General features: G+C 55.5%; 13 protein-coding genes. 11 read left to right on the top strand and 2 right to left on the bottom strand.

Annotated features, from left to right (window positions below; genetic code table 11):
• The first annotated feature begins 145 nt into the window (after positions 1-145).
• From FFI95_RS01040 to FFI95_RS01030, 3 genes are read left to right on the top strand one after another with little or no spacing between them, the layout of a single operon-like run.
• Positions 146-1,645 (top strand): sodium-dependent transporter, encoded by a 1,500-nt coding sequence (locus tag FFI95_RS01040; RefSeq protein ID WP_144820495.1) that lies wholly within the window; start codon positions 146-148, stop codon positions 1,643-1,645.
• Positions 1,646-1,692: 47 nt separating this feature from the next.
• Positions 1,693-2,136 (top strand): type II toxin-antitoxin system RatA family toxin, encoded by a 444-nt coding sequence (locus tag FFI95_RS01035; protein WP_144820494.1) that lies wholly within the window; start codon positions 1,693-1,695, stop codon positions 2,134-2,136.
• Positions 2,136-2,417 (top strand): RnfH family protein, encoded by a 282-nt coding sequence (locus FFI95_RS01030; protein WP_178974349.1) that lies wholly within the window; start codon positions 2,136-2,138, stop codon positions 2,415-2,417. The genes FFI95_RS01035 and FFI95_RS01030 overlap by 1 nt, the downstream gene beginning before the upstream one ends.
• Positions 2,418-2,422: 5 nt before the next feature.
• On the opposite strand, the gene FFI95_RS01025 is transcribed toward FFI95_RS01030, so the two are convergent.
• A complete protein-coding gene (locus FFI95_RS01025; protein ID WP_144820493.1) occupies positions 2,423-2,749 on the bottom strand; it encodes an outer membrane protein assembly factor BamE in 327 nt (108 codons plus the stop codon).
• A gap of 123 nt (positions 2,750-2,872) precedes the next feature.
• On the opposite strand from FFI95_RS01025, the gene fur reads away from it, so the two are divergent.
• Positions 2,873-3,283: a ferric iron uptake transcriptional regulator gene (gene fur / locus FFI95_RS01020; protein WP_144820492.1), complete on the top strand. Its 411-nt coding sequence runs from the start codon at positions 2,873-2,875 to the stop codon at positions 3,281-3,283.
• A 98-nt stretch (positions 3,284-3,381) separates the two neighbouring features.
• Here fur and recN read toward each other — a convergent pair whose 3' ends face one another.
• Positions 3,382-5,061, bottom strand: a complete 1,680-nt coding sequence (gene recN / locus FFI95_RS01015; RefSeq protein WP_144820491.1) for a DNA repair protein RecN — start codon at positions 5,059-5,061, stop codon at positions 3,382-3,384.
• 247 nt (positions 5,062-5,308) lie between these two features.
• On the opposite strand from recN, the gene grpE reads away from it, so the two are divergent.
• The 7 genes from grpE (at position 5,309) to greA (ending at position 15,255) form a co-directional block, all read left to right on the top strand.
• A complete protein-coding gene (gene grpE / locus FFI95_RS01010; protein WP_144820490.1) occupies positions 5,309-5,899 on the top strand; it encodes a nucleotide exchange factor GrpE in 591 nt (196 codons plus the stop codon).
• Positions 5,900-6,002: 103 nt separating this feature from the next.
• Entirely contained in the window at positions 6,003-7,922 is a 1,920-nt protein-coding gene (gene dnaK, locus FFI95_RS01005; RefSeq protein ID WP_144820489.1) for a molecular chaperone DnaK, read from the top strand.
• Between the two features lie 77 nt (positions 7,923-7,999).
• Entirely contained in the window at positions 8,000-9,121 is a 1,122-nt protein-coding gene (dnaJ, locus tag FFI95_RS01000; protein WP_144820488.1) for a molecular chaperone DnaJ, read from the top strand.
• Between the two features lie 24 nt (positions 9,122-9,145).
• Positions 9,146-9,946, top strand: coding sequence for a 4-hydroxy-tetrahydrodipicolinate reductase (gene dapB / locus FFI95_RS00995; RefSeq protein ID WP_144820487.1), 801 nt, complete (start codon positions 9,146-9,148; stop codon positions 9,944-9,946).
• Positions 9,947-10,337: 391 nt separating this feature from the next.
• On the top strand, positions 10,338-11,468 hold the full coding sequence (carA, locus tag FFI95_RS00990; protein WP_186311946.1) for a glutamine-hydrolyzing carbamoyl-phosphate synthase small subunit: 1,131 nt from the start codon (positions 10,338-10,340) through the stop codon (positions 11,466-11,468).
• Between the two features lie 84 nt (positions 11,469-11,552).
• Positions 11,553-14,771, top strand: coding sequence for a carbamoyl-phosphate synthase large subunit (gene carB / locus FFI95_RS00985; protein WP_144820485.1), 3,219 nt, complete (start codon positions 11,553-11,555; stop codon positions 14,769-14,771).
• Between the two features lie 4 nt (positions 14,772-14,775).
• Positions 14,776-15,255: a transcription elongation factor GreA gene (greA, locus tag FFI95_RS00980; protein ID WP_144820484.1), complete on the top strand. Its 480-nt coding sequence runs from the start codon at positions 14,776-14,778 to the stop codon at positions 15,253-15,255.
• Positions 15,256-15,318: the final 63 nt, after the last annotated feature.

The following is a 15,318-nucleotide window of genomic DNA, read 5'->3' as shown; positions in this document are numbered from 1 at the left end:
ATTCAGGCGAATAAACGGGCATTGTAGCGCAGGACCGGGTAGCCGGTCACTCAATGACCTCTCCAGGTCTTTGCAGGCATACCCCGTTCGTGACTAATGGAGTCATTCCGCTACAATACTCGCCCAGACTCATTCAGGGGCAAGTATGCCTGCTTCGTACCAGACACATATCGGGATGTTTACCCGAAAATCAACTTTTTTATGGGCAGCGGTCGGGGCAACCGTGGGGCTGTCTAATCTGTGGCAGTTCCCTTCATTGGCCAGAATGCACGGAGGTGGGCTGTTTGTACTTCTGTACCTGTGCTGTCTGTTTCTGATTACTCTGCCTTTAATGGTTACTGAGACTGTGATTGGTGCCTGGGCCCGCCAGGGTATTGTGCGCGCTCTGGATGGCCTGGTACGCCGTGCCGGGGCGGCAAAGGCATGGATGCTGGTCGGGCGGCTCAGCACTGTGGCGGTTTTTCTGGTGCTGTCGTTTACGGCCGTGTTTGGTGCGATTGCGCTGGCTTATGTGTTTTACGGTGCCTTGGGGCGATTTTCCGGAGCGGGTCAGGCGCAGGCTGTGGGAACCCTGGCGAGCCTGGTCTCAGACCCGGACAAGGTCTCTGTTTTCATGGGATGGCACGGTTTTTTTCTGATTCTGGTGTTGTGGGTGTCCGCCCAGGGCGTGGTCAGCGGCCTTGAGCGTGCCTTCAGGTTGATCGTGCCGGGTACGCTTGTGCTTTTTCTGGCACTGCTCGCGTTTGCTCTCTGGCACGGTCAGGTCGGTGTGGCCTTTGATCAGGTTCTCGGGGTGCATCCTGAGAACCTTACCTGGAACAGCCTGCGTGCCGCCTTGTTTCAGGCGTTTTTTACGCTGGGGCTTGGAATGGGGGTGTGGACCATTCTGGGCGCTTATGCCGCACCCGGAACACCCTTGAAACGTTCCGCTGTGGTGGTGGTCTTGCTGGATGCACTGGTGGCGGTTCTGGCCGGGCTGGTGCTTTTTGCTGTGGCAGCACAGAGCAGTCTGCCGGCCACAGAACGCGGCTTCAGTTTGCTGTTTGTTTCGCTTCCGGTGACGCTTGCCGGGCTGCCTGCGAGTCAGTTCGTTATCGCCAGTGTTTTCCTGCTGGTGGTCATGGTTGTGTGGTCAACGGCGCTGGCGTTGCTGGAGCCCCTTGTCAGCCGCGTCAGCGAGTGGACCGGCGCATCCCGGGGGCTTGCGGTCACCGTAGCTGGACTGGCGGTCTGGCTTGCCGGGCTGGCTACCTTGTTTTCATTTAATCTGTGGGCGCACTATCAGCCCGGTGGGGCAACGGTTTTCCGCTGGGTAGAATTGCTGGCCGGGGGCGTGATTATTCCGCTGGTGGCCATGCTTGTTGCGCTTTTTGTTGGCTGGTGCCTGACCCGTCACCTGTCGCGGCTTATGCTGGGCGAGTTCTCCAGCTCTCTGTTCGCAGTCTGGCGGTGGGTGATGCGTATTGCGTTACCCTTGGCGCTGGTTTATATCAGTGTTTATTATACGGCCGTTTCTCTGACAAGCTTGTGTGATGATGCGGGTGCATCCTGGTGTCGGGCCTCATCCGTAAGTGGTCAAGAAAAACCGCTATCACCTTCTGAAAGTGCCCCTGAAGACGATAATATCCTTTACCATGGTGTTTAGCGGCAGCCAGCCTTAACGTGTGTTTGTAAGCAGGAAATCCAGTTCCAATGTCCCATCAGATCGATAAAACAGCCTTGGTCATGCACTCCGCTGAGCGAATGTTTCACCTGGTTGATGATATAGCCCGTTATCCGGAATTTCTTCCCTGGTGTGCCGGTGCCCAGGTGCATCAGCGCGACCCGGGTCAGGTTATGGCCTCTCTGGAAATCGCCAAAGGGGGCGTGCGTCATACACTCACTACCCGCAACGAGTTACTGATGCCCCAGGCCATTGAGATGAATCTGGTGGAAGGGCCCTTCCGCAACCTGAAGGGGCGTTGGCACTTTAAAGCGCTGGGCGAGAGCGCGTGCAAAGTTGTGCTGACGCTGGAGTTCGAGTTTTCCGGGTCGCTCTCAAGAATGACGTTCGGGCCAATATTCAATCAGGCTGCGACCACAATGGTCGACGCATTTTGTCGTCGCGCGGATGTCATTTACAGCGGAGGTGTCTGATGCTGCAGGTTGAAGTCGCCTATGCCCGACCTGACAGACAAGAAATTGTGACGGTTGACGTGCCAGAAGGCACAACTGCCCTGGAGGCTGTCAAAATGTCCGGGATTGCGGATATTTTCCCCGAAATTGATGCAGAGGCCATCGATATGGGGGTGTTCGGGAAGGTAATCAAAAAGCCTGCAGATCACCCGGTGCGGGAAGGGGACCGGGTTGAGCTATACCGTCCACTTAAAATTGACCCGAAGCAGGCACGCCTGAACCGGGCCAAAAGAAAGTCTTAACCTGGTCAGTAAGCAGGTGTTTCTTCCAGAAGCTCTGCTTCATGGTGTGAGTACCGGTCACCGTTGTAGTGCACGATAATCCGCTGCTCTTCAATATCACCGCCACGGCGTTGGAACGTGTAGGTGTAATACTCCCGGGAGCGGTCAACCGGGTTCAGCATCAGGGGCGTGCCCAGCACGGCCTGGACCTGGCTGCGCGGCATGCCTTCGTTGAGCTTGCTCAGCTCTTCGTCGGTTACAATATTGCCTTGCTGGACGTTGATTTTATAAACGCCCGGGAATGAGCAACCAGAGAGAATCAAAGTGAGAATGAGAGCTGTGAGCTTTTGCATCGCCGGAGGAAATCCTCTATCTTGAAATCGCCTGCCAAGGACAGGTGTGGCACGGGGTAACCGTTAATTTAGCGGCTTCATCATACCGGAAGCCATGAGGCACACCAAAGAGTGAATAGTAACATGTCATCTGAAAACGCCGAATTACGAAAAGTCGGTCTCAAAGTCACTCTGCCAAGAGTGAAAATCTTCAATATCCTGGAAAACGCCAAGGACGATCATCTGAGTGCTGAAGACGTCTATAAGCGGCTTCTGGATCAGGGTGATGATGTGGGGCTGGCTACTGTCTATCGTGTGCTCACCCAGTTTGAAACAGCCGGACTGGTGTTGCGCCATAACTTCGAAGGCGGGCATGCGGTATTTGAGATGGCGGGTGAGGACCACCACGATCATATGGTCTGCACCCAGACGGGTCAGGTAATTGAATTTGTTGACGACATAATTGAAGAGCGTCAGCAAAAAATTGCGAAAGAGCACGGCTATGAAATAGTCGAACACAGCCTGATTCTTTACGTTAAGCCCCTCAAGGATTAAGCGCCCGGCGCTCCAGTGAGCATAAAAAAGGGGGCAGGCTATCAGCCTGCCCCAATACTCTCAGGGTTGAGAGGGGAATAGAAAACTTGTCGACTGTGTCAGTGGTGGGTTGCCTGTCCCTTGGAAAACATTTCGGTTGCATGAGCCAGGGTATGCTCGGTCATATCCACGCCCCCCAGCATTCTTGCCACTTCACTGATCCTGCCGCGGTCATCCAGAGATTCGATTTTTGAGAAGGTTGCATCCTTTTGGGTGAACTTGCTGACAAACAGATGCTGATGGCACTGGGCTGCAACCTGCGGTAAATGGGTTACGCAGATAACCTGTCCGTTGCTTCCTAAAGATCGCAATAGCTTGCCTACTACCTCGGCAGTGCCCCCGCCTATGCCAACGTCCACTTCATCAAAGATCAGGGTCGGGGTTGTGGATGTCTGCGCTACCACAACCTGAATCGCCAGGCTTATACGGGAAAGCTCACCGCCGGATGCTACTTTTGCAAGCGGCCGGGCCGGCTGCCCGGGGTTGGCGCTCACCAGAAACTCTATCTCTTCCTGGCCGTGTGGCGCCGGCTCGCTCTTATCGTTACGCTTCAGGTGCGTTACAAACTGCACAGACGGCATGCTTAACTGGGCCAGTTCACCTGCAATGCGCTGGTCCAGCTCAGTCGCAGCCCTGGCACGGGCTTCTGAAAGCTGGCTGGCCAGAGTGTTAAAGCTCTCATGCAGGCTCTGCAGCTCTGCCTCCAGTTGCTCAAGGCTGCCTTCACCGCCGTCCAGTTCTGCCAGCTCAGTGCTCAGGCGCTGGTGAAATTCCGGCAGTTCTTCCGGGCTGATGCGGTGTTTGCGCGCCATCTGATATATGCTGCTCAACCTTTCTTCAACGTCGTGCAAGCGGGCAGGGTCTGCCTCATAATCGTCTACAAAGTGGCGTAAATTGTCGCCGGCCTCACTGATCTGAATCTGGGCTTCGTTCAGCATCTGCACAGTGTCTGCCAGCGCCGGGATTTCAACCGGAAGTTGCTCCAGTTGCTGGAGTGCCTGGCGCACCAGTCCGGCGGCACTGGTTTCGTCTTCTGTGCACAGTAATGCTGCCTGATGACTGTTGTGCAGAACTGCATCCGCCTGGCTCAGGTGATCCTGCTCCTTTTCCAGCCGCTCCTGTTCCCCGGCTTCAAGCGCCAGCCGGTCCAGTTCTTCCACCTGATAGCGCAGCAGCTGCAGTCTGGCTTCAGACTCTTCGGCATTCTGTTGGCGCTCGGCCAGCCTGGTACGGACGTCGTTCCAGGCTTTCCACGCCTCACGGGTCTGACTGGCAAGATCTTCGGCGCCGGCAAACTCATCGACCAGCTTGCGGTGTGTTTCTTTACGCAGAAGAGACTGATGCTGGTGCTGGCTGTGAATGTCCATCAGTGCCCCGCCCAGCTCTTTCAGGTGTGCAAGCGGGCAGGGTTGACCATTAATGTAGGCTCGTGAGCGGCCATCCTTGCTGATTACCCGGCGCAGTATGCACTCGTTGTCATCATCCAGTTCACGGCTTTGCAGCCATTGCCGGGCATCGGGAATCCCGGCAATGTCAAAGGTGGCGGTAATATCTGCGCGCCTGGCGCCATGGCGCACAGCACCTGCGTCGGCTCGCCCGCCCATGGCAAGCCCCAGAGCATCCAGCACAATGGATTTGCCGGCACCGGTTTCGCCGGTGAGTGCGGTCATTCCGTTGCTGAACTGAAGCTCAACCCGCTCGGCAATGGCGTAATTGGAAACAGTGAGTTGTGTGAGCATGCAGATATCCCCCGCTCGTCGGAAATAGACACTGTTCGAACATACAGTGACTGTGAATATATACAGTGATTCTACTGTTTGCAAATCGGGTTGGCAGTTTTGTGCAGAAATATGGTCCTGGCTGGTTGAAACCTGAGTGCTGATCCCCATATTCGTTCGCAACAGCAATTTTCCGGCTCTGCGGGGCCGGAGCCTATGTCAATGGGTCGGTTTTAATTCGGCCACCGAAGATCTGGCAGGAGTAGTCATGAGTAAAGACGAAGACCGCAACGAGCAAATAGATGAGTTGAATGAAGCTGCGGCCGCGGCCGGGGAAGAAGAGCAGGAGGCACCTCAGGAAGAGGTTTCCGAGCTTGAATCCCTGAATGAACAGCTGCAGGACTCCCAGGAGCAGATGCTGCGCCTGCAGGCAGAGATGCAGAACGTGCGTCGCCGGGCCGAAATCGATGTGGAAAAGGCCCACAAGTTTGCGCTGGAAAAGTTTGTTAAAGAGCTGCTGCCTGTGGCAGACAGTCTCGAAAAAGCGGTTGAAAGCACCCAGGGGCATGGGGACAGCAGTGAGCTGGTAACCTCTATTGGCCAGGGTGTGGAAATGACACTGAGTCTGTTCTTGTCCAGCCTGAAAAAATTCAATGTTGAGCCGGTTAACCCGGTTGGCGAGCCGTTCGATCCCCAGGTGCATGAGGCCATGTCCATGGTTTCGGCACCTGACGCTGAGCCGAACAGCGTCGTTGCTGTGGTGCAGAAAGGCTATCTGCTCAATGAGCGTGTAATTCGCCCCGCCATGGTTATGGTTGCAAAGGCTGAAGATGCGCCAAAAGTTGATGAGCAGGCTTGAAAAGTCAGCGAAAGCGCCAATATAAACGTTAAACAGAGATCGCCGGAGCGGGTGTTTCCGGACAACTAATCAGTACAGCTTTCAGAACAACTGGAGTGATTCAATGAGCAAGATTATTGGTATCGACCTCGGAACAACCAACTCATGTGTTGCCATCATGGATGGCGACAAGGTTCGGGTTATCGAGAACGCAGAGGGTGATCGCACCACCCCGTCCATTATCGGCTATACCGACGATAATGAAACCCTGGTAGGTCAGTCGGCCAAGCGTCAGGCAGTGACCAACCCGGATAACACCATCTATGCCATCAAGCGTCTAATTGGTCGTCGCTTTAAAGACGACGTTGTGCAGAAAGACATCAAGATGGTTCCCTACAAGATTTCCGAAGCCGATAACGGCGATGCGTGGGTAGAGGTTAAAGGCGAAAAGATGGCGCCGCCGCAGGTGTCTGCAGAAATTCTGAACAAGATGAAGAAGACTGCAGAAGACTACCTGGGCGAGACAGTGACCGAAGCGGTCATCACCGTACCGGCGTATTTCAACGACAGCCAGCGTCAGGCTACCAAAGACGCAGGCCGGATTGCTGGTCTGGAAGTGAAGCGTATTATCAACGAGCCGACCGCAGCCGCGCTGGCTTATGGTATGGACAAGAAGAGCGGTGATCGCACTGTAGCCGTTTACGACCTGGGTGGCGGTACTTTCGACCTGTCCATCATCGAAATTGCCGATGTGGACGGCGAGCACCAGTTCGAAGTGTTGGCTACCAACGGCGATACCTTCCTGGGCGGTGAAGACTTCGATATGAAAATCATCGAATTCCTGGCCGACCAGTTCAAGAAAGACAGTGGCATTGATCTGCGGGGTGACTCCCTGGCCATGCAGCGTCTGAAAGAGGCCGGTGAAAAAGCCAAGATTGAGCTTTCCAGCAGCCAGCAGACCGACGTCAACCTGCCGTACATAACTGCAGATGCCAGCGGCCCCAAGCACATGAACGTGAAACTGACGCGCGCCAAGCTGGAATCACTGGTAGAAGATCTGGTTCAGCGCAGCCTGGAGCCCTGTAAGGTGGCTCTGAAAGATGCAGGCATGGGCGCTGGCGAAGTCGACGAGGTTATCCTGGTGGGTGGTCAGACACGCATGCCGCTGGTTCAGGAAAAAGTTAAAGAGTTCTTCGGCAAAGAAGCCCGCAAGGAAGTGAACCCGGATGAGGCTGTGGCCATGGGCGCAGCAATCCAGGCGGCGGTTCTTTCTGGCGACGTGAAAGACGTCTTGCTGCTGGACGTGACTCCGCTGACCCTGGGTATTGAAACCATGGGTGGTGTTGCCACACCGGTGATTGAGAAGAACACGACGATCCCGACCAAGAAGTCGCAGACCTTCTCTACAGCGGAAGACAACCAGACAGCGGTGACCATTCACGTTGTTCAGGGTGAGCGTAAACAGGCTACACAGAACAAGTCCCTGGGCCGCTTTGACCTGGCAGACATTCCGCCGGCGGCGCGTGGTGTACCGCAGATCGAAGTCACGTTTGATATCGACGCCAACGGTATTCTGAACGTGTCTGCGAAAGACAAGGCGACGGGCAAAGAACAGTCCATTGTGATCAAGGCTTCCTCCGGCCTGAATGAAGATGAAATTGAACAGATGGTTCAGGATGCTGAGGCGAACGCCGAGGAAGATCGCAAGTTTGAAGAGCTGGTTCAGGCACGTAACCAGGGCGATGCCATGGTTCACGCCGTACGCAAGACACTGAGCGAGGCCGGAGACAAGGTCAGCGATAGTGAGAAAGAGTCTATCGAAGCCTCGATCAAAGAGCTTGAAGACGCGCTTGCCGGCTCTGATAAGGATGACATTGAAGCTAAGACCCAGAAGCTCACTGAAGTTTCTGGTGAGCTGGCCCAGAAGATGTACGCAGAACAGGAAGGACAGGCGGAGCAGGCAGAAGGGCAGAGCGATGCCCAGTCTGCTGATGATGCAGTAGACGCCGAGTTCGAAGAAGTCAAAGACGACGACAAGAAGTAATTCTGACGTATATCAGGTAGTTGGAAAACGCGGATTGAGTCCGCGTTTTCCGCGTTTAATAAACAGGGTTTTAGAGCATGGCCAAGCGCGATTATTATGACATTCTCGGGATTTCCCGGGATGCGGATGAGAAAGACATCAAGCGAGCTTATCGAAAGCTGGCGATGAAGTATCACCCAGACCGTAACCCGGAAGACAAGGATGCTGAGAACAAGTTCAAGGAGGCCAGCGAAGCCTATGAAGTGTTGGCAGACCAGTCCAAGCGTGCGGCCTACGACCAGTTCGGCCACGCCGGTGTAGACGGACAAGCCGGTGGCGGTTTCGGAGGTGGGGGCGGCAGCTTCTCCGATATATTCGGGGATGTGTTTGGCGACATCTTCGGTGGCGGTGGTGGCCGCAACACCCGTGGATCGGATTTACGGTACACCCTGGATCTGGATCTTGAAGAAGCGGTTAAGGGTAAAACAGTAGAAATTACCATTCCCGGTCATCGGGAGTGTGAGACCTGTGATGGCAGTGGTGCTGCTAAAGGTTCCCGTCCGGAAACCTGCGGAACCTGTCAGGGTATGGGGCAGGTACGTATGCAGCAGGGTTTCTTTGCTGTGCAGCAAGCCTGTCCGACATGCCGTGGGTCTGGCCAGATTATCAAGGACCCCTGCAAGTCTTGTCAGGGGCAGGGCAGAGTCCGGGAAGAGAAAACCTTGTCTGTTAAGGTTCCGCCCGGCGTTGATACCGGCGACCGTATCCGTCTCACCGGCGAAGGTGAGATGGGCGTAGACGGCGGGCCTCCCGGCGATCTCTATGTACAGATGGCGGTCCGGGAGCACTCAATATTTACCCGCGAAGGGCGTCACCTTTATTGCGAAGTGCCGATCAGCATTATCGACGCTGCGCTTGGTGGCGAGCTGGAAGTACCAACTCTGGACGGTCGCGTTAAGCTGAAGATTCCGGCAGAGACCCAGACAGGCAAGCTTTTCCGGTTGCGTAACAAGGGCGTTAACCCGGTGCGCGGTGGCCCGGCAGGTGATCTGCTGTGCCGTGTAATTGTGGAAACACCGGTTAACCTGACCAAGCGCCAGAAAGAGTTGCTGGCAGAGTTCCAGGAAACGCTTGATGATGGCGGTGGCACCAATCATGCGCCAAAGAAAACCTCGTGGTTCGAGGGTGTTAAGAACTTCTTTGACGAAATGAAATTCTGATCAGCTTTGCATAAGGAAAAGGTCATGAGGGTAGCAGTCATCGGCGCCGCCGGGCGCATGGGCAAAGTGCTCATTGAAGCAATAGATGGCACGGAAGGTGTGCAGCTGGGCGCCGCTGTTGTCGAACCAGACAGCAGCCTCGTCGGGGCCGATGCAGGTGAAATGAGCGGCATCGGTAAAACCGGCGTCAGAATGGCGGGTAGCCTGAACGAGGTGAAAGATGACTTCGACGTGCTTATTGATTTCACTTTTCCGGACCTGACGCTTGAAAACGCGGAATTCTGTAAGGCTAACGGCAAGATGCTGATAGTTGGCACAACTGGCATGACCGAGGCTGAGAAGCAGCAGCTTGCCCTGGCGGCAGAATCCACCCCGGTGGTGTTTGCGCCCAACATGAGTGTCGGTGTTAACGTAGTTCTCAACCTTCTGCACAGCGCAGCCGCAACGCTGGGCGATGATTACGATGTTGAAATCATCGAAGCCCATCACCGCCACAAGAAGGATGCACCGTCTGGCACCGCTCTGCGTATGGGAGAGGTGGTTGCCGATGCCCTCGGGCGTGATCTCAAAGAATGCGCAGTCTACGGCCGCGAAGGCTTCACCGGCGAACGCACCCGCAAAGAAATCGGCTTCGAAACCATCCGGGCCGGTGATGTGGTGGGCGATCATACCGTACTCTTCGCCACCGAAGGCGAACGCATCGAAATTACCCACAAGGCGAGTAGCCGGATGACCTTCGCGAAGGGTGCCATGCGGGCTGCTCTATGGCTGAAAGACAAGCCTGCAGGGTTGTATGATATGCAGGATGTTTTGAGCCTGAAGTGAGCCTCTACGGCCAGAAGCTATTGAGCTCAAGCACGGAGGCAGGGGCCTGGTATCTCCGCTCCGGGAATGTCTGTGGCCGGGGATGGTCACAGCCAAGCGCATATGGATGTGCTCGTAGCGGTTCCCGGAGCGGAGATGCCAGGTACCTGCCAGTGTTCCGGACATACTTCACTGCAAGGCGATTTTACATGGACACAAAACCGCAGATTTCATACAATAAGGCGGTTTAACTGCACCAAGCGTAGGCTCTGAAGGGCCCAGGGAGCCGAAAGTGCTTCCGGATAACAAAAGCGGGACGGGGTTATACTCCCTCTCGCTTTTTTACGACCTGAATTTGCGCTTGCGTTCCTGCACGTGACGAACCATACGCCACTCGATGAGGATACAAGCCTTGAGCACACCCGCAATCCTTGCACTCGCAGACGGAAGCCTGTTTTACGGAACCGCTATTGGCGCTGACGGAGAGACCAGCGGCGAAGTGGTGTTCAACACCGCAATGACCGGCTACCAGGAAATACTCACTGATCCGTCCTACGCACGCCAACTCGTAACCCTGACCTACCCGCATATTGGCAACACCGGTATAAATGAAGAAGACGTAGAGTCTGACCGCATCCAGGCCGCCGGGCTGATTATTCGTGATTTACCTCTTGTTGCCAGTAACTGGCGCAGTACCGGTACACTTGATGCATACCTGCGTAACAACAATGTTGTAGGCATAGCCGATATCGATACCCGCCGCCTTACCCGCCATATTCGCGAAAAAGGTGCCCAGGGCAGTGCCATTGTAGCCGGCGCTGGCGCCAGCGCCGAGCGTGCACTGGAATTGGCCGGTGCTTTCCCGGGGCTTCAGGGCATGGATCTGGCCAAAGAAGTCACCTGCGACAAACCCTATAAGTGGACCCAGGGTGAGTGGACGCTCGGTGAAGGCTACGCAGAAACCAGCGAACCGAAGTTCAATGTTGTTGCCTGGGACTATGGCGTCAAGTTCAACATTTTGCGCATGCTTGCCGCCCGCGGTTGCGAGGTTACCGTTGTGCCCGCCCAGACGCCGGCTGCAGAGGTGCTGGCGATGAATCCTGATGGCATATTTCTGTCAAACGGCCCGGGCGATCCCGAGCCCTGCACCTACGCCGTCAAAGCAATTCAGGAAGTGCTTGAAACCGACATACCTTTGTTTGGCATCTGTCTTGGACATCAGCTTCTGGCGCTGGCCAGTGGCGGGAAAAGCATGAAAATGATGCATGGCCATCATGGTGCCAATCATCCGGTTCAGCGCCTTGAGGGTGGCACAGTGATGATTACAAGCCAGAACCATGGGTTTGCGGTGGACGAATCATCATTGCCTGACGCGCTCGAAGTTACTCATAAATCCCTGTTCGATGGCACTGTGCAAGGCGTTCGCCGCACAGATAAGCCGGCTTTCAGTTTTCAGGGACACCCCGAAGCGAGCCCGGGCCCCTGTGATGTGGCGCCGTTGTTTGACGAGTTTCTCCGGCTGATGGAAGCACGGAAGGCGTAACGCCAGCCCCGTGGGGTTATCCCGACACGCGCCGCGTTAATGCGCTGCAAGAATTCAAATGTTGCTGAACAGGTTTACCAAGACATGCCAAAACGGACCGACATTAAAAACATCCTGATACTGGGCGCAGGCCCGATTGTTATCGGACAGGCGTGCGAATTTGACTACTCCGGCGCCCAGGCCTGTAAAGCCCTGAGAGAGGAAGGTTACCGGGTAATACTGGTTAACTCGAACCCGGCAACCATAATGACCGATCCGGTGATGGCGGATGCGACCTACATTGAACCCATTACCTGGCAGACGGTTGCCAAGATTATTGAAAAGGAAAAGCCCGACGCAGTACTGCCGACCATGGGCGGTCAGACAGCACTGAACTGTGCGCTGGAACTGGAGAAATACGGCGTTCTGGCCGAGCACGGTGTGGAAATGATCGGAGCCAATGCCGACACCATCGATAAAGCCGAGGATCGCAGTCGTTTTGACAAGGCCATGAAAGCCATCGGGCTTGAATGCCCCCGCTCTGCCATTGCCACAAGCATGGCGGAGGCCTGGGAGGTTGCCGCCGACATCGGGTTTCCTTGTATCATCCGCCCGTCTTTCACCATGGGTGGCTCCGGTGGGGGTATTGCGTACAACCGGGACGAGTTTGAAGAAATCTGCACCCGCGGGCTTGACCTGTCCCCGACCAACGAATTGCTGATTGATGAATCCCTGATTGGCTGGAAAGAGTACGAAATGGAGGTTGTCCGTGATAAGGCAGACAACTGCATTATTGTATGCTCCATCGAGAACTTCGACGCCATGGGTGTGCATACCGGGGACTCCATCACGGTCGCGCCGGCTCAGACCCTGACCGATAAAGAATATCAGATCATGCGCGATGCCTCTCTCGCCGTGTTGCGGGAGATTGGTGTAGAGACTGGTGGCTCAAACGTTCAGTTCGGTATTCACCCCGACACCGGGCGCATGGTGGTTATTGAAATGAACCCCCGGGTTTCCCGGTCCTCAGCTCTGGCCTCCAAGGCAACCGGCTTTCCGATTGCCAAGGTAGCGGCCAAGCTGGCGGTGGGTTATACACTGGATGAATTACGCAATGAGATTACCGGCGGTGTTACGCCGGCGTCATTTGAGCCCAGCATCGATTATGTGGTCACCAAGATACCCAGGTTCACCTTTGAGAAATTCCCCCAGGCCGATGCTCGCCTGACGACCCAGATGAAGTCTGTGGGTGAAGTGATGGCCATCGGCCGGACCTTCCAGGAATCCCTGCAGAAAGCATTGCGTGGGCTGGAGGTTGGTTCTGAAGGCTTTGATGAGAAGCTTGAAGAATACAGCTCTGAGAGTGCCCGGGAAACGCTGACGCGGGAGCTCAGCGTTCCCGGCGCCGACCGCATCTGGTATATCGGTGACGCGTTCCGCGCCGGAATGAGTGTTGACGAAGTGTTCGGGTACACCAAAGTAGATCCCTGGTACCTGGTGCAGCTTGAAGACCTCATTCTGGAAGAGCAGGCTCTGAAGTCTGCTGGAAAGGCTGATATCGACCAGGCAACCATGTTCCGCCTGAAGCGCAAGGGTTTCTCGGACGCCCGCCTGGCGAATCTTCTGGGAATCACCGAAGCAAGCCTGCGCAAGCTGCGCCATGAGCTGGAAATTCGCCCGGTCTACAAGCGGGTTGATACCTGCGCAGGGGAGTTCGCGTCCGATACTGCCTATATGTACTCAACCTACGAGGAAGAGTGCGAAGCCGAGCCCAGTGATCGCGAAAAAATTGTCGTTATCGGCGGTGGCCCCAACCGGATTGGTCAGGGCATCGAGTTTGACTACTGCTGCGTGCATGCGGCACTTGCGATGCGTGAGGATGGTTATGAGACCATCATGATCAACTGTAACCCGGAAACCGTCTCTACGGATTACGACACCTCCGACCGGCTGTACTTCGAGCCTATAACCCTCGAAGACGTTCTGGAGATCGTGTACATCGAAAAGCCGAAGGGTGTGATTATCCAGTACGGTGGCCAGACACCCCTGAAGCTGGCCCGGGGTCTGGAGGCAGCCGGTGTGCCTATAATCGGCACCAGCCCGGATGCTATCGACCGCGCCGAAGATCGTGAACGTTTCCAGCAGATGCTCAACCGCCTGGGTATCAAGCAACCTGAAAACGCCACAGTACGCAGCCATGAAGAGGGCATCCTGGCGGCCCGGGAAATCGGTTATCCGTTGGTGGTGCGTCCGTCTTACGTGCTGGGTGGCCGGGCCATGGAAATTGTTTATGGGGAGGAAGAGCTGGTTCGCTACATGCGCAGCGCTGTGCTGGTCTCCAACGACAGCCCGGTCCTGCTGGATCACTTCCTGAACGCCGCCATTGAAGTGGATATAGATGCGATCAGCGACGGAAAAGACGTCGTCATTGGCGGCATAATGCAGCACATTGAGCAGGCCGGCATTCACTCCGGCGACTCCGCATGCTCGCTGCCGCCCTATACACTGCCGTCGGATGTTCAGGATGCCATGCGCGAAGCGGTCCGAAAGATGGCCATCGAGCTGGAAGTTGTCGGCCTGATGAACGTTCAGCTGGCGTGGCAGAATGATGAGATCTACGTAATTGAGGTAAACCCCCGGGCGTCAAGGACCGTGCCGTTTGTGTCCAAAGCTATTGGCGCATCCCTGGCCCAGATAGCCGCACGGGTTATGGCCGGCACCTCTCTGGCAGAGCAGGGCTTCACTGAGGAAGTGGTGCCCAGCTATTATGCCGTAAAAGAATCGGTGTTCCCGTTCAATAAATTCCCGTCAGTTGACCCGATACTGGGGCCGGAAATGAAGTCTACCGGTGAGGTGATGGGGCTGGGTGACAGCTTTGACGAGGCGTTTGCCAAAGCATCTCTTGCGATCGGGGAGAAGCTGCCCGCAAGCGGTACGGTGTTCATGTCGGTTCGTGATGTGGATAAAGACGGCGCTGTAAAGCTTGCGCAGGAACTGATAACAGCCGGGTTCACCCTGGTGGCGACTACCGGTACCGCCAGGGTTCTGCGAGAGGCAGGCATAGACGTTGAGCGGGTCAATAAAGTGGGCGAAGGGCGCCCGCATATTGTGGATGCCATTAAAAACGGCCAGGTTCAGCTTATAATCAACACCACAGAGGGTCGCAAGGCTGTTTCTGACTCGGCCGAGATCCGGCAGTCAGCGTTGCAGACCAAAGTGGCTTATGCAACAACATTGGCAGGCGGTGAAGCGTTTTGCCGGGCTATCAGGTTTGGCCCGGAGCGAACAGTGCGCCGTCTGCAGGATCTTCACGCAGGAAAGTAATATTATGAGCGAAAGAGTACCTATGACAAAGGCGGGCGAGGCCAGCCTACGTGAGGAGCTCAAGCGGCTTAAGTCCGAGGATCGTCCCCGGGTAATTGCTGCAATTTCCGATGCTCGTGAGCACGGCGACCTCAAAGAGAACGCCGAGTATCACGCAGCCCGGGAGCAGCAAAGCTTTATTGAGGGTCGTATTCAGGAAATTGAAGGCAAGCTGGCTGCAGCCCAGGTTATTGATGTAACGGCCATGGAGAACAGCGGCAGAGTGATCTTCGGCACAACCGTGCATCTGTTGAATGTTGATACAGACGAGCAGGTGGTCTACAAGATCGTTGGCGAAGACGAAGCAGATATCAAGGAAGGCAAGATCTCGGTTTCCTCGCCCATTGCCCGGGCCCTGGTCGGGAAAAGTGAAGATGATGTAGTGGCTGTCCGTGTACCTTCCGGCACTGTAGAGTACGAAATCGAACAGGTGGAGTACGTCTGAACAAAGTGCTTCCCTGTTTAACCAAAAAACCGGCTGCCTGATGGGTAGCCGGTTTTTTGTTTG

Source organism: Marinobacter piscis, from assembly GCF_007671655.1.
GTDB classification, from domain to species: Bacteria; Pseudomonadota; Gammaproteobacteria; order Pseudomonadales; family Oleiphilaceae; genus Marinobacter; species Marinobacter piscensis.
Note: the sequence above shows the minus strand (reverse complement) of the source record. Positions and strands in the feature narration are given on the sequence as shown.